The 24,363-nt window shown below is 63.5% G+C and carries 21 protein-coding genes; 11 read left to right on the top strand and 10 right to left on the bottom strand.

Annotation, left to right across the window (positions count from 1 at the left end; all coding sequences use genetic code 11):
- Positions 1–270, bottom strand: a complete 270-nt coding sequence (locus CR103_RS00280; protein WP_099914020.1) for a FeoA family protein — start codon at positions 268–270, stop codon at positions 1–3.
- Between the two features lie 350 nt (positions 271–620).
- Here CR103_RS00280 and CR103_RS00275 point away from each other — a divergent pair, with 350 nt between their 5' ends.
- From CR103_RS00275 to bfr, 3 genes are all read left to right on the top strand, one after another.
- The gene (locus tag CR103_RS00275; RefSeq protein WP_099914019.1) at positions 621–866 is read left to right on the top strand and encodes a (2Fe-2S)-binding protein; all 246 of its coding nucleotides are present in this window, start codon (positions 621–623) and stop codon (positions 864–866) included.
- An 8-nt stretch (positions 867–874) separates the two neighbouring features.
- Positions 875–1,579 carry a PepSY-associated TM helix domain-containing protein gene (locus CR103_RS00270; protein WP_099914018.1) on the top strand — a complete coding sequence of 235 codons (705 nt, stop codon included), beginning with the start codon at positions 875–877 and terminating at the stop codon, positions 1,577–1,579.
- A 64-nt stretch (positions 1,580–1,643) separates the two neighbouring features.
- On the top strand, positions 1,644–2,114 hold the full coding sequence (bfr, locus tag CR103_RS00265; RefSeq protein ID WP_099914017.1) for a bacterioferritin: 471 nt from the start codon (positions 1,644–1,646) through the stop codon (positions 2,112–2,114).
- A gap of 79 nt (positions 2,115–2,193) precedes the next feature.
- Here the strand turns inward: bfr and CR103_RS00260 are convergent, their stop codons facing one another.
- Positions 2,194–3,183: a PfkB family carbohydrate kinase gene (locus CR103_RS00260; protein WP_099914016.1), complete on the bottom strand. Its 990-nt coding sequence runs from the start codon at positions 3,181–3,183 to the stop codon at positions 2,194–2,196.
- Positions 3,183–3,791, bottom strand: a complete 609-nt coding sequence (locus tag CR103_RS00255) for a glutathione S-transferase family protein (RefSeq protein WP_099914015.1) — start codon at positions 3,789–3,791, stop codon at positions 3,183–3,185. The genes CR103_RS00260 and CR103_RS00255 overlap by 1 nt, the downstream gene beginning before the upstream one ends.
- Before the next feature lie 145 nt (positions 3,792–3,936).
- Between CR103_RS00255 and purB the strand changes: the two genes are divergently transcribed.
- The 4 genes from purB to CR103_RS00235 all read left to right on the top strand — a co-directional run bounded on the left by purB (position 3,937) and on the right by CR103_RS00235 (position 7,208).
- The gene (purB, locus tag CR103_RS00250) at positions 3,937–5,316 is read left to right on the top strand and encodes an adenylosuccinate lyase (RefSeq protein ID WP_099914290.1); all 1,380 of its coding nucleotides are present in this window, start codon (positions 3,937–3,939) and stop codon (positions 5,314–5,316) included.
- A gap of 165 nt (positions 5,317–5,481) precedes the next feature.
- Positions 5,482–6,015: a cytochrome b gene (locus CR103_RS00245; protein WP_370659408.1), complete on the top strand. Its 534-nt coding sequence runs from the start codon at positions 5,482–5,484 to the stop codon at positions 6,013–6,015.
- Positions 6,016–6,035: 20 nt separating this feature from the next.
- A complete protein-coding gene (locus tag CR103_RS00240) occupies positions 6,036–6,599 on the top strand; it encodes a YceI family protein (protein WP_099914013.1) in 564 nt (187 codons plus the stop codon).
- Positions 6,600–6,638: 39 nt separating this feature from the next.
- Entirely contained in the window at positions 6,639–7,208 is a 570-nt protein-coding gene (locus CR103_RS00235) for a YceI family protein (RefSeq protein ID WP_099914012.1), read from the top strand.
- Between the two features lie 75 nt (positions 7,209–7,283).
- Here CR103_RS00235 and CR103_RS00230 read toward each other — a convergent pair whose 3' ends face one another.
- Complete coding sequence (locus tag CR103_RS00230; RefSeq protein WP_099914011.1) at positions 7,284–8,579, bottom strand: hypothetical protein; 1,296 nt, start codon at positions 8,577–8,579, stop codon at positions 7,284–7,286.
- Positions 8,580–8,849: 270 nt separating this feature from the next.
- On the opposite strand from CR103_RS00230, the gene CR103_RS00225 reads away from it, so the two are divergent.
- The 3 genes from CR103_RS00225 (at position 8,850) to CR103_RS00220 (ending at position 11,896) form a co-directional block, all read left to right on the top strand.
- Complete coding sequence (locus CR103_RS00225) at positions 8,850–9,119, top strand: GlsB/YeaQ/YmgE family stress response membrane protein (protein WP_099914010.1); 270 nt, start codon at positions 8,850–8,852, stop codon at positions 9,117–9,119.
- 31 nt (positions 9,120–9,150) lie between these two features.
- Positions 9,151–9,417 (top strand): hypothetical protein, encoded by a 267-nt coding sequence (locus tag CR103_RS21875; protein WP_188827284.1) that lies wholly within the window; start codon positions 9,151–9,153, stop codon positions 9,415–9,417.
- A gap of 319 nt (positions 9,418–9,736) precedes the next feature.
- The gene (locus tag CR103_RS00220; protein ID WP_099914009.1) at positions 9,737–11,896 is read left to right on the top strand and encodes a S46 family peptidase; all 2,160 of its coding nucleotides are present in this window, start codon (positions 9,737–9,739) and stop codon (positions 11,894–11,896) included.
- Between the two features lie 223 nt (positions 11,897–12,119).
- On the opposite strand, the gene CR103_RS00215 is transcribed toward CR103_RS00220, so the two are convergent.
- Complete coding sequence (locus CR103_RS00215; RefSeq protein WP_099914008.1) at positions 12,120–13,598, bottom strand: amino acid permease; 1,479 nt, start codon at positions 13,596–13,598, stop codon at positions 12,120–12,122.
- Between the two features lie 293 nt (positions 13,599–13,891).
- Here CR103_RS00215 and CR103_RS00210 point away from each other — a divergent pair, with 293 nt between their 5' ends.
- Complete coding sequence (locus CR103_RS00210; RefSeq protein ID WP_099914007.1) at positions 13,892–15,082, top strand: globin domain-containing protein; 1,191 nt, start codon at positions 13,892–13,894, stop codon at positions 15,080–15,082.
- Positions 15,083–15,099: 17 nt separating this feature from the next.
- On the opposite strand, the gene CR103_RS00205 is transcribed toward CR103_RS00210, so the two are convergent.
- The 5 genes from CR103_RS00205 to astB form a co-directional block, all read right to left on the bottom strand.
- On the bottom strand, positions 15,100–15,894 hold the full coding sequence (locus tag CR103_RS00205; protein WP_143752481.1) for an NIDO-like domain-containing protein: 795 nt from the start codon (positions 15,892–15,894) through the stop codon (positions 15,100–15,102).
- 166 nt (positions 15,895–16,060) lie between these two features.
- A complete protein-coding gene (locus CR103_RS00200; protein WP_099914005.1) occupies positions 16,061–16,918 on the bottom strand; it encodes a GIN domain-containing protein in 858 nt (285 codons plus the stop codon).
- A gap of 164 nt (positions 16,919–17,082) precedes the next feature.
- Positions 17,083–18,078, bottom strand: a complete 996-nt coding sequence (locus CR103_RS00195) for a succinylglutamate desuccinylase (protein WP_099914004.1) — start codon at positions 18,076–18,078, stop codon at positions 17,083–17,085.
- The gene (locus CR103_RS00190) at positions 18,078–22,823 is read right to left on the bottom strand and encodes an NAD-glutamate dehydrogenase domain-containing protein (RefSeq protein WP_099914003.1); all 4,746 of its coding nucleotides are present in this window, start codon (positions 22,821–22,823) and stop codon (positions 18,078–18,080) included. Before CR103_RS00190 ends, CR103_RS00195 begins: the two co-directional genes overlap by 1 nt.
- Positions 22,824–23,016: 193 nt before the next feature.
- On the bottom strand, positions 23,017–24,360 hold the full coding sequence (astB, locus tag CR103_RS00185) for an N-succinylarginine dihydrolase (protein WP_099914002.1): 1,344 nt from the start codon (positions 24,358–24,360) through the stop codon (positions 23,017–23,019).
- Positions 24,361–24,363: the final 3 nt, after the last annotated feature.

Here is a 24,363-nt window from a genome sequence, read left to right as displayed (position 1 = left end):
TTATTCCGGCTTGACCGATACCAGCGCGGCTTCGAAACGGCGCAGCGCGAAGGTCGACTGGCCGACCTTGATCGCCAGCGGTCCACCCTGCAAGCCGCGGCGCAGCATGCGGATCCGCTCACCGGGCACGAAGCCGAGCTCCATCAGGCGGCGCGAAATGTCGGCACCCGCGCCGGCGCCGTGCAGCCCGGTCGGCGCCAGGCAGATCACGGTGCCGCCTTGTCCTGCCGCCAGGGTGTCGAGTGTGGTCAGTGTCGAAGCAAGAGTCATGATGCGCTTTGGTCGGTTGTGTTGTCGCACTAATGAGACAGGAGACAGGAAACAGGAGCAGACAGGGTCAGCCGGAGTCATAGGTCAGATACTAGCATCATAAACGGTAATGCGAATTATTTCTATTTACGATGCTAAGATTTTGCGGCTGACGTCGATACCGCCGCAACAAAATCCGGCAGGCTGGCGCCCTTGTTTCCTTGCAAAACATGAGCTTATACAAGAATTTCGCGCAAAAATTGCTTGCATTGACGATCGAGTTGCGCCAGAATCACAATCTTAATGATAATGATTCTCATTATGGGTAAGTCGGCAACTGTCGAGCTGCCCACCTGACAGAAGGTGTAAAAATGATTGTTTGTGTCTGTAACAACATCTCCGATCGTGAAATCCGCCAGGCGGTCGACCTTGGTCTGGTGTCGATGGACGAGCTGCGCCGCGACCTCGGTGTGGCTACTTGCTGCGGCAACTGCGCCAGCTATGCGGCGGACGTTCTCGCCACCCACCTTCACGGCATCGGCGCCAGCGCCCACGCCAACACTAACAGCAACACCAGCGTCACCGAATTGTCGTTCCGTTCGCGCCAGGCTGCCTGAGCGCCTGCATGCAGTCGGTCGCCGCGGCGCTACAGCCTGAACACGCCAAGGCGCCGCGCGCATCGGTGCCGGCCGATTCGCGCTCAAGCCGCGCCACCTTCCTCAAGTGGCTGCGCAAGATGCATGGCTGGATCGGCTTGTGGGGCGCAGCGCTCGGCCTGCTGTTCGGCGCCTCCGGCATCTTGCTGAACCACCGTGACGTCCTGAAAATCCCCGCCGTGCAAAAACAGGAATCGACCATCCAGCTGGCACTGCCGGCGCCGGCGCCGGCCAACGCCGCGCTAATGGCGGCCTGGCTGCGGCAGTCGCTGGCGCTGCCGCTTGACGCGACCAGGGTCAAGGCCGACGAGGCGCGTGCCGTCGCATGGGGCGACAAGTCGCTCACCCAGCCGGCGCGCTGGAGCGCGTCGTTCATTGCGCCCGCCGCCAGCGTGCAAGCGGAATACTGGGTCGGCAACAACTTCATCACCGTCAAGCGCAGCGACACCAACGCTTTTGGCGTGTTGTCGAACCTGCACAAGGGCGTCGGCATGAGCGTCATCTGGATCCTGCTGGTCGATACCCTGGCCGGCTCGATCATGCTGCTGTCGATCAGCGGCGTGCTGCTGTGGGCGATGATGACGCGCAAACGCCTGGTCGGCACGGCCATCGGCGCGGCGTCGCTGGCGGTGTTGTTCGGCGTCGCGCTGCAGTCGATCGGGCAGACGCTGTAAATTTGCCCGCGCCGCGCCTGCGGTTTGCTATCATGTTCCTTTATTAAATCCTCGAAAGCACCCCATGAAGGGCGATCCAAACATCATCCGGCTGCTTAACGCTCAGCTGACGAACGAACTGACCGCGGTCAACCAGTACTTCCTGCACGCGCGCATGTACCGGCACTGGGGCCTGGAAAAGCTGGGCAAGAAGGAATACGAAGAATCGATCGGCGAAATGAAGCACGCCGACAAGCTGATCGACCGCATCCTGATGCTCGACGGCCTGCCCAATCTACAGGCGCTGCACAAGCTCTTGATCGGCGAGAACACCCAGGAAATGCTCGAAGCCGACCTGCAGCTTGAAAAAGCGGCCCAAGTGACGGTCAAGGAAGGGGTGCTGGCAGCCGAACAAGCCGGCGACTATGTGTCGCGCGAGCTGTTTGTGCTGATCCTCGAGGACACCGAGGAGCATATCGATTGGCTTGAAACCCAGCTCGACCTGATCGCCAAAATCGGCATCCAGAATTATCTGCAAAGCCAGATGGGCGAGTAAGCACGGCGCGAAACCGTCACCACCAGCCCCTGGCTTCAGGGGCTTTTTTATGCCGGTCGCATCTGCCAAGCGGCGCGCATCAGGCGGCGCGCCAGCGCGTCACCCACTTGTCGTAAAAGCCGATATTGTCCGGCACGGCGCCGCTGATGGCGCAGATCGCGCCGGCGAACTCGTTGGCGCGCGCCAGCGTCAATTCGAGCGGCCAGCCGCGTGCGCGCCCCAACAGGAAAATGGCGCAGAAGGCGTCGCCGGCGCCCACCGTGTCGATGACGAACGGCGGCGCCGGATTGTCGCGGTTGACGATCAAAGCGCCGTCGGCGCCGAAATACACCGAGCCGCGATGGCCCAGCGTGACGATCAGCGCTTCGAGCGAAAACATGTCGAGCAGGGCGCGGCAGGCGGCGCGCCCTGCTTCGCTCTCGAGCGACGTCGCCGGATCGATCTGGAAAAACCAGGAAAACAGCGCCTGCAGCTCTTCCTCGTTGACCTTGACGATATCGGCGGCCTGCAGCGACTCGGTGACGCAGCCACGGTCGGTCTGGCCGTCGCGCAGGTTAAGGTCGAGGAAGCGGGTGGCGCCGGTTTCGCCATCTGCACCAATGGCGCCGAGCAGCCGGTAGAGCGTGTCGTGCGAGCGCTGGCCGCGCTGCGCCAGCGTGCCGAAGTAAATCGCCGCCGGCGTGACGCCGGCCAAAGCCGCCAATGCCTGGTGCGGATCGATGAAATCATAGGCTTGCTTGGGCAGGATCACGAAGCGGTGGCCACCCAAGCGGCGCTCGACCAGCACGCGGCCGGTCTCTTCCATGCGATCGATCTGCAAGCCGCTTTCGAGCATCGCGAAGCGCTCGAACTCGGCGCGTACGACGGCGCCGTTCTGGTCGCTGCCGATGCGCGTGACCATCAGCTGCGGCGCCATGAAGGCGGCCAGGTTGCGGGCGACGTTGAACGGCGCGCCGCCGACCATCTGCTCGGTGACGAAATCATCGACCAGCGCTTCGCCAAAGACAACCGTAACCACCGGGCGCTGATCCAGCTTATCCAGCTGATCGACCTGCACGCCAAATGGCATCACTGCGGCACGGTGTCTTTAAACGATGGCCGTTCGGACAGCTTGTCGAACAGCCGCGCGAGGTTGGCGTAGTCGCCGCGCCAGTCGATCTCGGGGAAGCGGAACAGCAGCCAGCCGAGGGTGCAGCCGACGGCGACGTCGGCCAGCGTGTAATGGTTGCCCTTGCAGAAAGGCGACTCGCCGAGGTTGGCCGACATGACGGCCAGGCCGGCGTGGACCTTGCACATCTGGCGCTCGACCCAGGCGGCACTTTGCTGCTCGGCCGGGCGCAGGGTTTTTTCCAGGCGCGCCAAAATGGCGGCCTCGGCCACGCCATCGGACAGCGCTTGCCACACCTTGACGTCGGCGCGGTCGCGCCCGTGTGGCGGCAACAGCTTGCACACCGGTGTCAAGGTGTCGAGGTATTCGGCGATCACGCGCGAGTCGTACATCGGGCTGCCGTCTTCCATGATCAGGCAGGGCACCTTGCCCAGCGGGTTGGACAGGTGGATGGCGGTATCGAAGCCCCAGACATTTTCGAGCTCGAAATCGTAGTCGAGCTTCTTTTCCGCCAGCACGACACGCACTTTGCGGACATAGGGACTGCCAATCGAACCGATGAGTTTCATAGACGCTTAAAAAGATGATTTGCGGCCAGTATAGCATCGGCCCACAGCCCCACGGCCGGGCCGCGGCGCGATTTTCGTGGCGCCGCAACAAGGCCGCACCATGCTGCCGGTGGTAAAATCGCTGTTTTGCACACCCCTGCCCCCCATGACCCCTACCGCCCCGTACTCCACCCTTTCCGCGCTGTCCCCGCTCGACGGCCGCTACGCCGCCAAGACCGACAAGCTGCGCCCGATCCTGTCCGAAGCGGGCTTCATGCACCACCGCGTCAAGGTCGAGATCTCTTGGCTGCAGGCGCTGTCGCAGGCCGGTTTTGCCGAAATCAAGCCGTTCTCGAAAGAAGCCAGCGCGCTGCTCGACAAGATGGCGGCCGATTTCACCGATGCCGACGCCGGGCGCATCAAGGCCATCGAAGCGGTTACCAACCACGACGTCAAGGCGGTCGAGTACTGGCTCAAGGAACAGGTCAAGGACGTGCCGGAACTGGTCGCGGCGACCGAATTCATCCATTTTGCCTGCACCTCGGAAGACATCAACAACACCTCGCACGGCATGATGCTCAAGGCCGCGCGCGACGGCGTCATTGTGCCGGCGCTGCAAGATCTGGCGCGTAAATTGCGCGAGATCGCGCATGCCAACGCGGCGCTGCCGATGCTCTCGCGCACCCACGGCCAGACCGCCAGCCCGACCACGCTGGGCAAGGAAATCGCCAACGTCGTCGCCCGGCTCGAGCGCGCCGTGCAGCGCATCGGCGCCGTCGAAATCCTCGGCAAGATGAACGGCGCGGTCGGCAACTACAACGCTCACCTGTCAGCCTACCCGGATTTCGACTGGGCGGCGTTTTCCAAAGCCGTCGTCGAGCAGCGCCTTGGCCTGACGTTCAATCCGTACACCATCCAGATCGAGCCGCACGACTACATGGCCGAGCTGTTCGACGCCATCGCCCGCGCCAACACCATCCTGCTCGACCTGAACCGCGACATCTGGACCTACGTGTCGCTGGGCTACTTCAAGCAGCGCCTCAAGGAGGGCGAAATCGGCTCGTCGACCATGCCGCACAAGGTCAACCCGATCGACTTCGAAAACTCCGAAGGCAACCTGGGCATGGCCAACGCGGTGCTCAAGCACATGGCCGAAAAGCTGCCGGTGTCGCGCATGCAGCGCGACCTGACCGACTCCACCGTCCTGCGCAACATCGGCGTCGGCTTCGGCTATTCGCTGCTGGCCTACGACAGCTGCCTGCGCGGTCTTAACAAGCTGGAAGTGAACGCCGCCCGGCTCGCACAGGACCTCGACGCCAACTGGGAAGTGCTGGCCGAGCCGGTGCAGACGGTGATGCGCCGTTACGGCATCGCCAACCCGTACGAGCAGCTCAAGGAACTGACGCGTGGCAAGGGCATTTCGAAAGATGCGCTGCGCGAGTTCATCCTTACCCTGGCGGTGCCGCAGGAAGCGAAAAACTTGCTGCTGGCGATGACGCCGGCGAACTACATCGGTATTGCGGCCAAGCTGGCGGCGGAGATTTAAGCTTTTTCGCTTGCGATCGCCGTAATCGGTAGGCGCATCAATGGGGTCCTCGCGATTGCGGGGCCGCCATTGACGCGGCGTTCAGTTAAAGCAGCCCTGCGCCAATCCATGCACATCCGGCAATTCTGCGCTACTATTAGTCCTAACACGTACTAATACCGAGAAATCACCCCGATGCAGCGCTATACCCGTCCTGCCATCCTTCTCCACTGGCTGATCGCGCTCATGATCATCGGCGCCTTTACCATGGGCCTGGTGATGACCGACATCCCCGGCATCACGCCGACCAAGCTGAAATATTATTCATGGCACAAATGGGCTGGCGTGACGATCCTGGCGCTGGCTGCCCTACGCCTGTTGTGGCGCCTGGCGAACCGGGCTCCGGCCTACCCGGCCGCCATGCCGCGCTGGCAGCAATCATCGGCGCACTATCTGCACGGCCTGCTGTACGTGCTGATGTTCGCGGTGCCGCTGTCGGGTTATTTTTATACCTTGTCAGCCGGCGTGCCGGTGGTATATTTTGGTTTGTTCAAGTTGCCGCTACTGATAGACGCCAACCCTGAATTGAAGCCAGTCCTCAAGGCGTTGCACTATTGGCTGAACATGGGCCTGGCCGGCGCGGTCGGCCTGCACACCGCCGCGGCCCTCAAGCACGCCTTCATCGACCGCGACGGCGTCATGCAGCGCATGCTGCCTTAATAAATTTTTATGGAAAATCCATGACACTGTCACGCCGCCTGTTGCCCCTTTTGCCCGCATCCCTGATCGCTGTCGCGTTGACCGTAGGCGCCGTCCCGCTCAAAACCGACCCCGCCTACAGCAGCGTGTCTGTCACCTTCAAGCAGATGAATGTGCCGGTCGACGCCAAATTCAAGAAAGTCAGCGCCAGCATCGATTATGACGCCGCCAAACCGGAATTGGCGAAGGCGAGCGTCGACATCGATACCGCCAGCCTCGATTTGGGCGAAGCGGAAATGAACAAGGAAGTAGCCAAGAAGGACTGGTTCAACTCGGCCCAGTACCCGAAGGCCAGTTTCGTCTCGTCGTCGATCAAGCCGGCCGGCGCGGGCAAGCTGAACGTGACGGGCAAGCTGTCGATCAAGGGCAAGAGCGCCGACGTCACTTTCCCCCTGACTATCAAGCTTGAGGCCGGCAAGCAGGTGTTCGAAGGCGCCTTGCCAATCAAGCGGTTGGCGTTCAATATCGGCGACGGCGAATGGAAAGACACCAGCATGGTCGCCGACGAGGTTGTCATTAAATTCCGCGTCACCGCGGCGCAGTAACGTTTCGCAATAACTCTATTCCAACTATAAGGAACTCCCATGAATTCGAAGCACCTGGTCGTTGCCCTCATCGCTGCCGTCTCGGCGTCCGCGTTCGCTGCCGACACCTACACCATCGAGCCGAACCATACCTACCCGAGCTTTGAAGCGGACCACATGGGCATTTCTGTCTGGCGCGGCAAGTTCACCAAGACCAGCGGCACCATCGAACTCGACCGCGCTGCGCGCACCGGCGCGCTCGACATCACGATCGACGCCACCTCGCTCGACTTCGGCCACGAAAAAATGAACAACCACGCCAAGGGCGCTGATATTTTCGACGTCGTCAAATTCCCCACCGCTCAGTACAAGTCGAAGTCGATGACGTTTAAAGACAATATCCCGGTATCGGTCGACGGCGAACTGACCTTGCACGGCGTGACCAAGCCGGTCAAGCTGACGATCAACAAGTTCAAGTGCATCATGCACCCAATGCTCAAGCGTGAAGTGTGCGGCGCCGACGCATCAGCCGAATTCAACCGCGCCGACTTTGGTATCACGTTCGGCTTGCCGAAGTTCGCGCCGGAAGTGAAGTTGGCAATCCAGGTCGAAGCGATCAAGCAAAACTGAGTTTTTCGCTGAGGAAACGTAAAAAGTCCCGCTTCCAAAAGGAAACGGGGCTTTTTACTGTTTACTTCCGGTTACCTACCGCTTCACAGTTGCGCCATCAACCTTGTCCCATGCGGCGCGGGTAGCCGAGCGGGCCTGGTCCCAGCTCAAGCGCGACGTGCCCTTGGACGCGTTCCACTGGTCCGACAGGTCGCGCTCGGCGCTGTCGAAGCTCTGGCCGACGTAATGGCCGCGGCTGTTGTAGCCGAGCTGGTAAGCAGGGCCGTAGTCGTCGTAGGTGTATTGCGGCGAATAGTAGGAAGCGCTCTGGTAGGAGTTCTGCCAGTAAGCCGACTCTTCCACTGGATTCACCAGGCTGCCCGCGGCATGGCCTGCCGCGCCGCCAGCCATGCCGCCAATTGCCGCGCCTGCCGCCATGCCGGTCGGGCCGCCAGCCGCGCCAACCGCCGCCCCGCCGCCCGCACCGACACCCTTGTTCAAGTAATGGCCCGACAGATCGTCTTGCTGTTTCGGATTCACCACTTCGGCCGCGCCACGGCCGGCCAGGCCGCCGGCAATGCCACCGATTGCCGCACCGGCTGCCATGCCGACCGGACCGCCGATGATGCCGGCGGTGGCGCCCATCGCGGCGCCGCTGCCGGCACCTACCCCCTTGGCCAGATGGTGTTCGCCGAGGTCATCACCAGTTTTTGGGTTGACCACTTCGGCTGCGCCCTTGCCTGCCAGGCCACCGGTGATGCCGCCGGTGGCCGCGCCCGCCAACGTACCGATCGGGCCGGCCACCGAGCCGATCATCGCGCCCGTTGCCGCGCCGCCGGCAGCGCCGACGCCGGTGCCGATGATGTGCTCACCGGCGTTGTCGGACCAACTGCGGCCGATGTGCGCCGCGTCTTCATCCGAACGCGGGGTCACGCCCATCAGGATGCCACCGTTCTTGATGCCATCTTCGTAATGCCCGGCACGCTCTTCAGGGATGCCGGCGCCGATCAGCGCACCGACCAGGCCGCCCGTCAAGCCGCCGGCGCCAGCGCCGGCCAGGGCCGCCGCGATCGGGCCAGCCACTACCAGGCCGATACCTGGCAGCACCAAGGTGGTGCCGAGGGCGGCGACACCGGCCAGCACGGCACCGATGGTGCCGCCGATGCCGGCGCCGATGCCGGCGCCTTCGGCGGCTTTGCTGCCCAGTTCGGTATCGGTATCGGCGAAATGGCTCTTGCGGGTGTCGTCCGACATCATCAAGGTGACGTCATCCTTGGTGTAGCCGCGGTCGGACAAGGAACTGTAAGCACGTTCAGCGCTGTCGCGGTCGCGAAACAGGCCGGTGACCATGCGGGAGTCTTTGGTTGGTGTTGTATTGTCGTAGTTGCTCATATCAATTTCCTTTCAAATTTTTTAATCTGCGGAACCCGTAACGTCCTGGGAATGATTGCCAGTGGAGCAACGATAAAGTGCCCCCGGAAGACGCTCTGTACGTTCGCGCACGGTATTGACAACATTCCGAATCGCAATTTTCCAGTGGCGTGCAATCGTGCGCGTACGTTCGTTGTCGCACCGACCAAGCCCATTGCAGTGACTAGACTTTTTCATAAGGTCAGCGATATTCATTGGCCTAGGGGCAATTTCAACTTAAGGAGAATCACCATGAATTTCATCATTTGGATCGTTATAGGCGGAATTTTGGGTTGGCTCGCCAGCCTTGTCATGAAAACGGACGCAGAGCAAGGCATGATCCTCAACATCGTCGTCGGGATCGTCGGTTCCTTCCTCGGTGGCTGGTTGCTTGCTCCGCTGTTCGGTACCGGCACCATCAACTCGGACGACTTCAGCGTCACTTCACTGCTGGTGTCTTTCCTTGGCGCAGTCATCTTGCTGGCAATCGTCAATCTGTTCCGCCGCGGCCGGACGCGCTGACTTATTTCACCAAATAACCAACGCTTCGGCGTTGGTTACTTTTGCCCCGAGAATCGCTGATGAGAACCAAACCAGTGAGAAGAAAATCGAGCAACAACTGGCGCGTAAATACGACCTCGAGGATCCGCAATTTCGCCGCTCCATGGATTTGCTGCCGGGACCGCCTGTCGTCAACGGCAACAAGGTACAAATCCTGCTGAACGGCGACCAGATCTTCCCGCCGATGCGAGGCGTCGGCAGCTCGCCGAGCGCCATACAATCGAGCTGTCGAATGCTCATTTCGTCCCTGGTGCGCTGACCGTCAGGGCATTGGTCGCCGCCACCAAACGTGGCGTTGCCGTGCAGATCATCACCCCGGGCGCCGACATCGACTCGGATGTGGTGCGCGCCGCACCAAGCCAGTTACCCTGGCGGCCTGGAAAGCACGGCCGTGGAGCGACAAAATCATGGGCAAGCTGGCATTGCTGATCGGCGCCCAGCTGCAAGTGCCAGCGGGCGCGGCCAGGAGGGCGCTGCGCCGGCCAAATTCCGGTTGACTATTAACGGGGCGATACGGATACTCTAGGGCGCTCCGTACGACGGAGCTTGTCCGATCACCCATCCTGAGACCCATGCGAATGAAAAAAACTCTCCTGACGCTCGCCATCCTGAGCACCTCCGCCGCTTACGCCGACGAAGGCATGTGGATGCCGCAGCAGCTGCCACAAGTAGCGAAGCAATTAAAGGCTGCCGGCCTCAAGCTGGACCCGGCAAGCCTGACCAAACTGACCGAATTCCCGATGGGCGCGATCGTCAGCCTGGGCGGCTGCTCGGCGTCGTTCGTTTCGCCTCAGGGTCTGGTTGCGACCAACCACCACTGTATTTATGGCAGCGTGGCCGTCAATTCGACGCCAGAGCGCGACCTGCTGGAAAATGGCTTCCTGGCCAAGACGTTCGCTGAGGAACTGCCGGCGTCGCCAGGCAGCCGCGTCTTCGTCACCAAGGAAGTGACGAACGTCAGCAACAATGTCATCAGCGCCGACGTGGCAAAGCTGAACGGCAAGGCCCGCATCGACGGCATCGAAAAAAATGAAAAATCCCTGGTTGCCGAGTGCGAAAAAGATCTTGGCCACCGTTGCACCGTGGCCAGCTATTACGGCGGCCTCGAGTTTTACCTGATCAAGCAGCTGGAAATTCGCGACGTGCGCCTGGTGCACGCGCCGCCGTCGGGCGTCGGCAAGTTCGGCGGCGACACCGACAACTGGATGTGGCCGCGCCACACCGGCGACTACGGCTTTTACCGCGCCTACGTCAGCCCCGATGGCAAGGCTGCCGACTTCTCGAAAGACAACGTGCCGTACGCGCCGAAGCATTTCCTGAAAATGGCCAAGGAAGGCGTCAAGGAAGGCGATTTCATCATGGCGCTGGGCTATCCGGGCCGCACCAACCGTCACCGCCTGCCGTCGGAAGTGGCGTCGACCTTCGAATGGAACTATCCGGCCTTCGTCAAGACGTCCGCTGAAACCCTGGCCATCATCGAGCGCGAGACCAAGAACGATCCGGCGCTCAAGCTGAAGTACGCAGGCCAGGTCGCCAACGTGAACAATTACTACAAGAACCGCAAGGGCATGCTTAACAGCTACGAAGGCAGCGACTTCCTGGCCCGCAAGACGCGCGAACAAGCTGAGCTGAAAGCCTGGGTCAACGCCAATCCGGCCCGCCAGAAGGAATACGCCAGCGACATCGAGCAGGTCGAAAAACTGATCGCCGAGCGCGACGCGCAAATGAAGCGCGATTTCTACTACAGCTCGTCGTCGCCGCGCCTGCTGAGCACTGCCCGTTCGCTGTACCGCCTGGCCAATGAAACCACCAAGCCTGACCCCGAGCGCAAGTCGGGCTACCAGGAACGTGACCTGAAGCGTTTCCAGTCGAGCGTGGCGGCCATCGACCGCACCTACGACGCCAAAGTCGACAAGGCGCTGGTCATGAATGGCCTGGTCAAGTACGCCGCCCAGCCGGCAGCGATGCGCAATGCCAACTTCGACGCCGCCATGGGCATCAAGGACGGCATGTCGCAAGCCGACCTGGCCGCCATGCTCGAGCGCATGTACGCCGGCACCACCCTCGGCGACGCCGCCCAGCGCAGCGCCTGGCTGAAGAAGAGCCCGGCCGACTTCAAGGCCAGCAACGACCCGTTCATCAAGGCCGCGGTCGCCATGTACGACGGCAGCCTGAAGCGCGAAGCGGAAGACGAAGAGCTGGGCGGCAAGGTGCAGCAAGCCTACGCCAACTACATGAAAGCGAAGATTGCTTACATGAACAGCAAAGGCCAGGCGGTCTACCCTGACGCCAACGGCACCTTGCGCGTCACGTTCGGCCGCATCGCCGGGCGCGACCATGGCGCCGACGGCACCGGCGCCTGGAGCGCGTTCACGACCGTCAAGGGCGTGGTGGCGAAAGCCACCGGCGAAGGCGAGTTCAACGCACCGGCGACGCAACTGGCGGCGATCAAGGCCAAGGACTTCGGCAAGTATGTCGATCCGAAGCTCAAGACGGTGCCGGTCAACTATCTCGCCACGCTCGACATCACCGGCGGCAATTCGGGTTCGGCTGCGCTCAACAGCCGAGGCGAGTTCATCGGCCTGGCCTTCGACGGCACGCTCGACTCGATCATCTCCGACTGGGATTTCAACAAGGCCAACACGCGCGACATCCAGGTCGACGTGCGCTACATCCTGTGGAACATGAAGCACGTGGACAAGGCTGACAATCTGCTCAAGGAAATGAGCGTCGAGTAATCGACGCTGTGGTGGCCTTCGGGACGCCACTGCTTGAATAAAAAAGCCACGCAACCGGAACGTTGCGTGGCTTTTTGTTTGAACGGGATATGCGCCGCGAAATCACCGCTAACCTCAGCACGTCATCCTCGCGCAAGCGGGGATCCAATGCCGTCGCTGGGCCACCGACCGTGACTGCGGGGTCTGACGGCGCCGCCGAGGACAATCGGTCAGACCCCTGCGGTCAGACCGCTGCAGAAACCTTGTTCAGCCGCGAATTGCGGATGCCGTAAATAAAATACGTCAGCACCGCCACCGTCATCCAGATGGCGAACACGCGGTAGGTCGTGATCGACAGCCCGTACATCAGGTACAGGCAGGCGGCGATGCTCAGGCCCGGCACCAGGTAGGGCCCGAACGGCACCCGAAAACCTTTGGCGGCCGACACGCCCTCTTTCTTGCGCATCACCGGCACGGCGATCGACACCACCATGAAGGCGGTCAGCGTGCCCATGCTGACCATGTCCCACAGGAAGCTCGAGTCGACCAGGCCAGCCACGACGCCGACGATGATGCAGACGATGATGGTGTTGCTGACCGGCGCCAGCGTGCGCGGGTGAACCTTCTGGAACGTCTTCGGAATCAGGCCGTCGCGGCTGATCGCGTACAGGATGCGGGTCTGGCCGTAGATCGTCACCAGGGTCACGCTGAACACCGAGATCACGGCGCCGGCCGACAGCACCAGCGCCGGCCACGCCTTGCCGGTGACGTTTTGCAGGATCACCGACAGGCCGGCTTCCTGGCCTTCGAACATGCTGGCCGGCTGGGCGCCGATCGCCGCTACCGCCACCAGCATATAGAACACGGTGACGATCACCAGCGCCGCCAGGATCGCTTTTGGCACATTGCGGGTCGGGTCGCGCACCTCTTCCCCCGCCGTGGCGACCGTATCGAGGCCGATGAAAGAGAAGAACACCGTGCCGGCCGCCGCCGTCACGCCGACCAGGCCGCCCGGTCCGTGGCTGCTGGGGCCGTTGAAGAAGGGATGAAAATTGTCGATGTCGAAGCCCCAGAACGCGATCGCCACAAAAAAGACCAGGATCGCCAGCTTGATGAGGACCATGATGGCGTTGGCGGTGGCCGACTCGCGGGTGCCGCGGATCAGCAAGGCGCCGCACAATACCACCAGCAGGATCGGCGGCAGGTTAATGTGGCCGGCGCGCAGTTCGACCCCGTGCGCGCCGGACACGATCATCGGCGAGCGCAGCGCTTCGGGGATCTTCCAGCCGATCGCATTCGACAGGAAATTGTTCAGGTAGTCGGACCAGCCGATCGCCGTCGCGCTGGCCGCCAGCCCGTATTCGAGCAGCAGGCAGAAGGCCATGATGAAGGCGGCAAATTCGCCCACCGTGGCATAGGCGAACGAGTAGGACGAGCCGGCCGCAGGAATGCGGAACGACAACTCGGCGTAGCACAGCGCGGTCAGGCCGGCGGTGATGGCGGCCATCATGAACGACAAAATCACCGACGGCCCCGCCTTCGGCACCGCTTCGACCATGGTGAAAAAGATGCCGGTACCGATGGTGGCGCCGACGCCGATCATGGTCAGCGGGAACAGGCCGATGCTGCGTCCGAGTCGGCCGGCGCCAGGGGCATGCGTGTGCTCGGCGCCGCGGTCGGTCGGCTTGGTGCGGATCAACTTCTGGCCCAATGTCAGGTTCACGGATTTTCCCTTGTGTCACACACGATAGATTCGGCAACCTGCCGTCAAAAACCTAGCGATTATATGACCATATGGTTTTACTTAACTACATCTTTTATTGCACCGTGTGTCCGTAAGCGTCGTGCCGCCGACACCGTTTTAGAGATGAATGTAAAATCCTGACATTATAGAAAGCTCGCTGAGGTGGCCGCAAACCGTCCGGTCCACCCCTGCAGCACCAGCCCGGGTCGACGGGCTTTTTTAAGTTTTTAAACATGCATATTAAATATATCAATAAATCGAGAGGAACCCCCATGATCTCAGCCGCTTCCCGCCCCTACATCGACGCCAGCGTGCCCGTGCTGCGCAAGCATGGCCTGGCCATTACCACCACGTTTTACCGCAACCTGTTCGCCGCCCATCCGGAACTGAGCAACCTGTTCAACATGGGCAACCAGGCCAGCGGCGCGCAGCAGCAGTCGCTCGCTTCCGCCGTGTTCGCGTACGCCGCCAACATCGGCGACCCGGCCGCGCTGGGCCCGGTAATTAACCGCATCGTCCACAAGCACGTCTCGATCGGCATTCGCGCCGAGCACTATCCGATCGTCGGCCAGTACCTGCTTGGCGCGATTGCCGATACGCTGGGCGAGGCCGCCACCCCACCGCTGCTGGCTGCCTGGGACGAGGCGTACACTGCGCTCGCCACGCTGTTCATCGACGCCGAAAAGACCATGTATGCCAACGCCGGCATCGAACCGGGCCAGACCCGCGCCATGCGGGTAACCGAGATCGTCCAGCAAGGCGTCGACATCGAATCGATCCGCTTGGTCCCCGTCGATGGCGCGCCGCTACCTGCGTTCGAGGCTGGCCAGTACGTCAGCGTCACGATCGACTTCGCCGACGGTCACACCCAGCTGCGCCAATACAGCCTGTCGGACGCGCCCGGCGACAGCATGCGTATTTCAGTCAAGCGCGAAGCGGCCGGCGTGAAAACCCCGGCCGGTGAAGTATCGAACTGGATCCACGATCACGTTGTAGTCGGCAGCCTGCTGCAGGTGTCGCCGCCGTTCGGCGAGTTCGCCATCGACACCGAATCGGACGCGCCGCTGGTGCTGCTGTCGGCCGGCGTCGGCATCACGCCGATGGTCGCCGCGCTGAATATAATCGCGCGTCACCGGCCGCAACGCAGCGTGATCTTCGGCCACGCCGCACGCGATGCGGCGTACCAGGCGCACGGCGCCGATATCGCCGCCGCCCAAGCGCTCATGCCGAACCTGCAGGTGGTGACGTTTCACGAAACGGTGAGCGCCGGCAGTGCGGCGCAGCAGGGCTATATGAATGTGGCGGCGCTGCCGTCGTGGCCGCGCGTTGAAGCGAATGTGTATATGTGCGGCCCGCTGCCGTTCATGCAGGCCCAGTGGCTGGCACTGCTTGGCGCCGGCGTACCGGTCACCCGGCTGCACCGCGAAGTGTTCGGACCGGACATGCTGGACCATTTGCTGTAAGCGCTGGTCGCCTGCAACTATCGCTTGCCGGCGCGCCTGGATCTGCGGCGCGCCAGTGCAATAGCGGCAAAGGCGGATCCCGACAGCAGGACCGTGCCCGGTTCCGGGATCTCCGCGGTCAGGGGCTGGTAGGTGATCAGCAGGCCTAACTCGGCCAAGGTGACACCGGACTCGAAATCACGGTAATTCATGCCCTTGGTCAATTCGCCGCCCTTGATGCCGCCAACGCTGGCGAAATGCAGGAGCGAGTTCAATTCGGCGTACTGGAACTCGATGCTGTTGCTGCCTTCATGCAGGATCGCCTGGAGCCGGTTCGCCGCACCAAGGAAGGTCGGCGGCGCATTCCGATCATACTCGTTCGACTCCCAGGTGACTATGAACTCTTGGTTGCCAGCCGTGCCTTTGGTCTGCGTATAAACGGTGCCGAACATATCGAACCAGCCTGCCACGACGGTTTGGGTAGGCGAAAACTGGTGATATGTAGCATTGCAGCAGTAAGCATCGCGTTCGTCTTCTGGATCATCTTTATCTGGCTCATCCATACTGTGGATATCAAGACCGAGCAGTCCATTGCCCGAGATCCATCCATTGCTGCCGCTGATAAATTGCTTGCCAAAAAAGGTAAATGCAAACGGAAGGGTGAACGTAAGATTTTTATCGTCCAGTTCAACACCAACCAATCCTGTGGTGCTGCGGAAGTTATAAGTGGTCGTAGCGCCGACGTACCCATCAGCTGAAATGTAGCCTGCATACGCGTTCGATGTCATCGAGAGCGCGAGGGCCGCCATTGCCGAGCACACCAGTTTTTTCATGCTGTTCATTCCGGCCACCTTGTCATGATCGTTTTATTTTAACGAGCAATTATTGCGCCTGAAAGTAAAACAATATGAAAATCAATAGCTTACCGACAGTCACATCGCCAAGGCGCCTGCAACTGTAAGCTTTTTCGACAAATGTCCCGATTGCCGGCGCCGCTGGTCAGTTCAGCACCACCACGTGCTTGCCGCTGACGCTGCGCTGGCCCGGATTGCCGTACACGGTGATCTGGCCCGAGCCAGTGCTCTGTGCGACCAGCGCGCGCTTGACCTGTGCGCTAATGTCGCCCGAGCCGCTGGTGGCTAGGTCGGCTTGCTCGCTGACCAGTGCACTGAGATCGGCGCTGCCCGAGCCATGCACGCGGGCGTTAAGGGACGTCACAACGCCACTGGCGTGCAGCGAACCGGAGCCGCTCAGGTTGACGGTCAACGCGCTGCCCTGCACCGGCCCCAGGCTCGTGCGGCCCGAGCCGCTCAGCGCCAGGTTGGCCTCGCCCGTGCGCAGCGCGCCGGCGTGGATGGCGCCGGAGCCGGAATGACGCACGTCGAGCCGGCTGACGCGGCCCGACAGGTTGGCCGCGCCCGAACCGCTTTTGGTAAAGCTGAACGGCGCGCCGTTCAATTCACTGATGGTAAGGCGGCCCGAACCGGCGGCGCTGGCCTGGGTAAGCGAAGGCACGCTGTAATTGACGCGCAGGCTGTTGGCGCTACGCACGCTGCCCTCGACCCACATGCGCAGCACGCCACCGCTGATTTCGGTGCGGATCATCGGCAGCAGGTTGCTGTCGGCGTCGACCTCCAGTGAAGCTGCGGGGCCGACCCGGACGGTCACTTCCAGCGGGCCGCTGACATCGATCGCGCTGACGCTGCCGACGACGCGCACGTCGTGCGCCAGGCGGCCGTCGCCGACCACCGCGTTGCCGATGAAGACAGACTTGACTTGCACGTCGTCGTTGCCGTTGACAATGATGGCGCAGCCGGACAGGGCCAGGAAACAGCCGATGCTGAGGATTGAACGCATGATGGACCTTTTCAATGTGGGGAAGGTGGCGCCGCGGCACCAGCGTCCGAACATTATCAAAAGGCTATCCGCGCCGCCCGCCGTATGCGACGAACTGCACGAATCGCGGTACAGGATGCCGGCGCCCGACAGCGCCAGGTGGCCGGGGTGGATCGTCCTCCGGCTCAGGAAACCCGCATCACCATCAGGGCGGCGCGCAGGCCAACCCGCACCTCGGGGTTTGGAAACACCACCAGCTCTTGGGCCGCGCCGACGCGGTAGACCGTCGCGCCGTCGGTGGCAATCACCGCGCCGGCGGCCAGGGCAGTAAAATTGTGGGTGTCGCGGCCGAACGCCATCGAAAAACCGTCGCTCAGCTTGATGATTTCCTGGGCCACCCGGAACACGTGCGGCGGTTCCTTGACGCTCGATGCTGCCACCCCGCGCAGAAGGTCGTCGAGCGCGCTGGCGGCGCCGGCAAACAGGCTCAGGTCGTTTTGCCCGAGCGCGCCGACCTGCCCCAGTTCCACCGTCGCGGCGGCGGCGCCGTGGTGCTCGGCCGAGTGATAACTGTAGGTGCCGGCCGATTGCGGGTTCATGATGATGGCGCCGATGGCAGCCTGGCCGAGCCAGCCGGCCAGCGCCGTCTTCGGTTCGTCGGCAATCAGGTCGGGCACCACGGCGAAGGTCGGATAGCTCGATGGCCGGATCGCGGTGTGCAGGTCGAGGTGCCAGCGCACGCGGCCGGCGCCGTCAAAAAAACCCGCCGTGGCGTCGATGATGGCATCGGCGCGCGCCGCTTCCGCCGTCGTCGCCAGCGCCCCGCGCCGGGGCCTGAACATGCGGTTCAGGTCAGCGTCGATGAAACGCTGGCCGGCGGCGATGGCGTCGATGTTGCCGACGCAGACCATCAGGTCCACCGCCAGCTTCGACGGCTGGTGCGACAGCGCGTCCAGCAGCTGGGCCAGCATGTCGATCGGTCCGGTCTCGTCGCCATGCACGCCGACCGACACCAGCACGCTGGCGCGGGTGGCATGGCTGGCGTGGTGCGTCAACTTGATCGTGACGATGCCGGCGGCCGGCAGCGACACGTCGAAGCCGGCCGGTTCGAAGCGAGCGGCCAGCGCGCCGAAATCGCCCGCCGCCAGCTGGCGCAGCGCCAGCGTCAAAGGCGTTGCCATCAGGCGGCCGTGGCCGTCGCTGTAGCGTCGGCGCTGCTCGCTTCCGACAACGCCCAGACGTCGAGCATCGCCTGGTCAAGGTCGGCCGGCGCCGCATGGTCGGCCCGCTTCATCGGGCCGGTCACGTCATCGACCGCTTCGAGCAGCCTGGCGCCGCCGTTCGAACGCGCCAGCACCTGCATCAGCAGGCGCTGCTGGGTGCGGCGCAGGACCTGCATCGCGTAGCTGCGCAGCTGTTCCTGCGACTTGCTGGTCGCCGTCAGTTTCAGGCCGCGCTCGAGCGTGTCGATACCGGCCTGGCCGCGCAGCGCCATCCCCACTTGCAAAAATTGCGCCAGCGACATGCTGGCAGGACGCTGCACCGACACCGCCGCGAACAGGAATGTGGCCACCGATTCGAGCGCATCGACCGCGTTCCAGGCGCAGCTGAACGCCGCCGTCAGCTCCGGATGCGCATCCGCCTCGGGGTTGACCGGTGTCAAGCGGCCCAGCATGTCGGGGGCGGCGAACAGGCGCGTGAGTTCTTCCATGCCGCCGGATTGGCCGGCGGCCACCGACAGCACGCCTTCGAGCAGCGCCTTGAACAGCACGCGGGTGCGATGGTCGACCTTGATCGACACGGCGCACGGCACGTGCAGCGCGTCGACGTCGAGCGCGTCGAAGATCGGCGCCAGGTGCAAGGCCGACCATGCCTGGCCCCACGCCTTGACGACTTCAAGGTCGTCGATTGCGTGCTCCAGCGCGACGTCGCATATCATCAACGGACCGCAGCGGTTGACCGCTTCGTTGGCCAGCACGGTGGCCAGGATTGCATTGGCCAGCGGGTGCGCCAGGGCGCTGCGGGTGGCCACCAGCTGGGCCGGGAAATAGGGCTTGAGCACCGATTCGGCCCAAGGCAGCTCAAGCAACGGCAGCGCCGCCAGCAGGCGCTTGTAACGGTTCTTGACGTTGGCGATGACCACCGCCAGTTCCGGCGCGGTGAGGCCGATGCCATTGGCCTTGCGGCGCGCAAGTTCGGCGTCGGTCGGCAGTTGTTCGAGTTCGCGCGACAGCGCGCCTTCGAGTTCGAGGCTGGTGATCAGGGCCGCGTAGCCGTCGACCACGGTGGCGTCGAGCTGGGCCTGCGCTTCGCGCACCAGCAGGTGGGTTTGCAGCATGTTGTCGCGCAGGACCAGGCGCTCGATATCGCCGGTCATCTCGCCGAGGATGCGGTTGCGGTCAAGCTCCGAAAGGGCGCCGGCATTGACTTCGGTGTCGAGCCAGATCTTGACGTTGACTTCATGGTCGGAGCAATCCACGCCGGCCGAGTTGTCGATCGCATCGGTGAAGATGCGTCCGCCAGCGAGCGCAAATTCGATGCGCCCGTTCTGGGTCGCGCCCAGGTTGCCGCCCTCGGACACCACCTTGCAGCGCAGCTGATTGCCGTCGACGCGAATGTTGTCGTTGGCGCGGTCCTTGACCTGGGCGTGGGTCTCGGTCGACGCCTTGATGTAGGTGCCGATGCCGCCGTTATAGAACAGGTCGACCGGCGCCAGCAGGATACGGTGCATCAGTTCTTCAGGCGCGAGCTGCGTCTCGGTGATGTCGAGCGCCTCGCGCACTTGCAGCGACAGCGCGATCGAGCGGGCGTGGCGCGAAAACACGCCGCCGCCAACCGAAATGAGGCGCTTGTCGTAGTCTTCCCACGACGAGCGCGGCAGCGCGAACATGCGCTCGCGTTCGGCGAACGACGCGGCCACATCCGGTTGCGGATCGAGGAAAATGTGGCGATGGTCGAACGCTGCCAGCACTTTAAGCTGACGCGACAGCAGCACGCCGTTGCCGAACACGTCGCCCGACATGTCGCCCACGCCGACCATGGTGATCGGGGTAGTGTTCATGTCGTGGTCCATTTCGTAGAAGTGGCGCTTGACCGCTTCGAACGCGCCCTTGGCGGTGATGCCCATCTTCTTGTGATCGTAGCCGTTCGAGCCGCCCGACGCAAAGGCGTCTCCCAGCCAGAAGCCGCGCTGCACGGCGATGCCGTTGGCGATGTCGGAAAACGTCGCGGTGCCCTTGTCGGCGGCGACCACCAGGTACGGGTCGTCCTGGTCGTAGCGCACGGTGTCGTTCGGCGGCACGATGGTGCCGCGCACGCGGTTGTCCGTCACTTCCAGCAGGCTGGCGATGAACAGGCGGTAGACTGCCTCGCCTTCAGCGGCAACCGTCTCGCGCACGGCGTCCTTCGGCATCTGCTTGCACACGAAACCGCCTTTCGAGCCGGCCGGCACGATGACGGCGTTTTTCACCATCTGCGCCTTGACCAGGCCGAGCACTTCGGTGCGGTAGTCTTCCATCCGGTCCGACCAGCGCAGGCCGCCGCGGGCGACCGGGCCGCCGCGCAGGTGCACGCCTTCGAAACGGCGCGAGAACACGAAGATCTCGCGGTACGGGCGCGGCTCCGGCACCAGCGCCAGTTGGCTGGTGTCGAATTTAAAAATGATCTTGTCGCCCTGTTGACCGTTCTGGAAGTAATTGGTGCGCACGGTGGCCAGCACCAGCTCGGCCAGGGCGGCGAGGATTTCCTCGGTGTCGGCGTGGTTGACGCCGGCCAGGCCCGCCTTGAGCGCGGCAATTTTTTCCAGCGCGGCCTCGTGTTCGGTCGACCCCAGCGCAGGGTCGAAGCGCTGCAAGAAAGCGTCGACCAGTTGCCTGACCAGCACCGGCTGACGGCGCAAGGTGTCGGCAATGTAGCGCACCGAAAACTTGCTGCCGGTCTGGCGCCAGTAGCTGATATAGGCGCGCACCAGCTGCACTTCGCGCATCGAGAGGCCGCCTTCGATGGACAGCCCGTTCAGGCGGCCGTCTTCGGCTTCGTCGTTGAACAGCGACTCGAACAGTTCTTCGGCAACGGCGACGATGTTCGGTTTCGCCAGTTTCGCCGCGCTGTCGGCGTCGACCGCGAGGCTGGTGACGAAATGACGGCTGCTGTCGGCCATCGTGATGGCGAACGTCTGCTCGCGGTCGATGGCGACGCCGGCGTTGTGCAGCGCCGGCAGGATGCGCGAGAGCGACGGCACGCGCCCGGCCGAATACAGGCGGATCGAGGCGCCTTTGTCGTCGCCGGAACCGTCGGCCTGGTCCACTTCAACGCGCACCGACACGTGGCCGGCCTGGCCGTTCGACAGCAGCTCGCCGAGGTCGCGCAAAGCGACCGCCGGCGCCGTGGCGGCGACGTAATTGACCGGCAGCGTGGCGCACAGCTTGCGCAGGCTGCTGCGCTGGGGCACGTTGGCGATGCTGTCGGTCAGCGCGGCGAAAGTGTCGTGCCAGCCGTCGAGCACTGCCAGCAGCGGGCGCTGAATATCGGACTCGAGATCGAGCGGGTTGCGCGCGGCATGCGCAATCAGGTAGACGCGCGCCAGCGGGCCGTCGGCCACCAGCGTCTGCGAACGCACTTCGAGCGCGCCCGAGCTTTGCCTAAGTGCGCCGGCCAGGCTGGCGGCCACGCTGGCGCTGTAGCGCTCGCGCGGCATGTAGACCAGCACGTTGAGGTGGCGCGCGTAGACGTCGCGGCGGGCGAACACGCGGGCGCGCGGCTGCTTGTAGAGCGACACCACCGAGCTGCACACGGCCGACAGCCATTCCGGCTCGGCTTCCAGCGTTTCGGTGCGCGGCAGCGACTCGAGGATCTCGAGGAATTTCTCGGCGCGGAAACCTTCCTGGCGCACGCCGGCCAGCGACAAGACCTTGGCAACGCGCCCGCGCGCGTACGGCAGGCGCGCCAGCGGGGTGGCGGTGGCGGCGCGGGTAAACAGGCCGACAAAGCAGTGCTCGCCGAGGATGTTCTGCTGCAGATCGGTATTGCGAATGCCGATGAAGTCGAGCGGCTGGTCGCGGTGCAGCGTGCCTTCGACGTCGGCCTTGACGATCGACAGCGTGTCAAAGCGGCGCGACAGGGTGTCGAAGTCGCCCGGGATGTTCGCCAGGCAGGTGCCGTAGACTGGATGCGAGGTGTCCTGCAGCACGCCGATGCGGCTCGGGAGGTCGCGTTCGAGTTCGCGCACGCCTGGCTTGGCGACGTAATAGGCATAGCCGAACGGCTCGAACCCTTCGTTCCTGGCCCATTCGAGGAAGGCGGCCACTTCCTGGCCGGTGCCGCCATGCGCGGCGGCTTGGGCGGCGACAAGGCTCAGGCGCTCGGCCATCGCTGGCGAATCGCGGCGCACCACGGCGGCGTCGCGCGCCACCATCTGCAGCCTGGCGGTGAGCGCATCCAATTCGTCAGCGGCCAGGTCTTCCGACAGCAGGCACAGGACGTACGATTCGAGCGGAGTATCGGCTGCGGCAGCGGCTTCGCCGACCGCCAGCGCGTGGCCGCCGGCGTCGCGCCGCACCGCCAGCACCGCGTTCATCACGCCGGCCACGGCCACGCGCTGCTTGCGCATCGCCATCACGATCGAATCGACCAGGTAAGGCATGTCGTCATTCGAGATGAACAGCGCGGTGGCCATGCCGCCGCGGCCGTCGCAGTAGCGCAGCCGGGCGATCTCGCAGCCGGGCGCCGGGCGCGTGGCGGCCTGGGTGAACCCGTCCCACAAGACCGGCGCAAGGCTGGCAGGCGAGGTACCGGCGAGGTCTTCTTCATCCAGCGAGCCGAGCCAGGCGCTGATCAGCGCGGCGACCTGGCTGGCGGCGGTGGACGGCTGGTTCGCATTGACCAGGTCGAGTGTCTGCGTACGCAGATCCTGTGGCATGTGCTTCATCGTAGCTTCTCCAATACGTTGTTGTTGCTATCGCCCCCGCCGCGGCTTGTGGCCATGCGAAAGCGATCTACAGGCAGACCGGGGTGGCCGGTCCAAAAATATGGTCAATAACTAAAGTTAAGAGCTAGGGTCAATCGACACTGCCGGTATTAAAACAGCTAACGGCGGCAGAATCAAACCGCCCGGGCCACGGTCACGACAAATCGTACAGCGTCGGCAAATCGAGTATGCGCATCAGTTCTTCCAGCGCCAGCGCGCATTCGATCGCCAGCTGCGGGTCGGCCAGGTCTTTCGGCTCGAGGCGGTCGCGGTAATGGCGGTCGACCCAGTCGACCAGCCGCGCGTACAAGGCCTCGGTCATGATCACGCCCTGGTGCATCGCGTTGGCCTCGGCGGCGCTCAAGGCCACGCGCAGGCGCAGGCAGGCCGGGCCGCCACCGTTGCGCATGCTCTGGTGCAGGTCGAATTCGATCAGCTCGTCGATCGCGCCTTGGTTTGCCACCAGTTGCTCGAGGAAGCGCGACACCGCCTGGTTCTCGCGGCATTCGTGCGGGATCACCAGCGCCATCGCGCCGTCCGGTTTGCTGAGGAGCTGGCTGTTGAACAGGTAGCTGGTCACCGCGTCGGCCACCGACACCGCGCGCGTATCGACCCGCACCGGCGCCAGTTGCGCGCCGACGCCGTCCATTGCCGCGCGCAACCGGTTAAGTACCGCAGCCTCGTCGGCGAACGCCTGCTCATGATAGAACAGCACGTTGGCGTTGCCGACAGCGATGACATCGTTATGAAACACGCCCTGGTCGATGATTGCGGGATTCTGCGAAGCGAACACGGTGCGGCCGGCGTCCAGGCCATGCAGCCGCGCGATCGCCTGCGACGCTTCGAGCGTCTGGCGCGCCGGATAGCGCTTCGGACTTGGTGCGGAAGGGTCGAATTCGACCCTTCCGTAGACAAACAGCTGCACGCCCTTGTCGCCATGGCTGGCGGCCAAGCGCGTATGGTTGGCGGCGCCCTCGTCGCCGAACGCCGGCGTCGACGGCAGCGCGTCGTGCACGGCGAAGTGCCGCTGGTTGCCGAACAGCGCGCGCAGCGTGCGGGTCGACTGTTCGTGTTCGCCAGAACGGTGCAGCTTGTTGTTCAGGTTCGCCGCCGTGAAGTGGACGCGGCCATCGAAGCTGTCGGCCGATGGGCTGACGGTGGCGGCGTTGGCGGTCCACATCGGCGAAGCCGACCAGGCGCAGGCGAGGATCACCGGCGCCTCGCGCCAGGCGCGCGCGAGGACGTCGGCGTCGGTGCCGGCAAAGCCGATCCGGCGCAGCAGGCGAAAGTCGGGCCGCGCCTGCGGCGGCAGCAGCGCCTGGGCGAAGCCGCGCGCGGCCAGCTCGCGCATCTTTGCCAGTCCCTGCAAGGCCGCCTGTTTCGGGTTCGAAGCGCTTTTGACGTTACCCAGCGAGGCCACGTTACCGAACGAAAGCCCGGCATAATTGTGGGACGGGCCTACCAGTCCATCAAAATTGTATTCGCGCCCGGTGTGCATGGT

Source organism: Massilia psychrophila (genome assembly GCF_002760665.1).
In the GTDB taxonomy this organism is placed as follows: Bacteria; Pseudomonadota; Gammaproteobacteria; order Burkholderiales; family Burkholderiaceae_D; genus JAFCUW01.
This window is presented reverse-complemented; position numbering and strand designations above follow the sequence as displayed.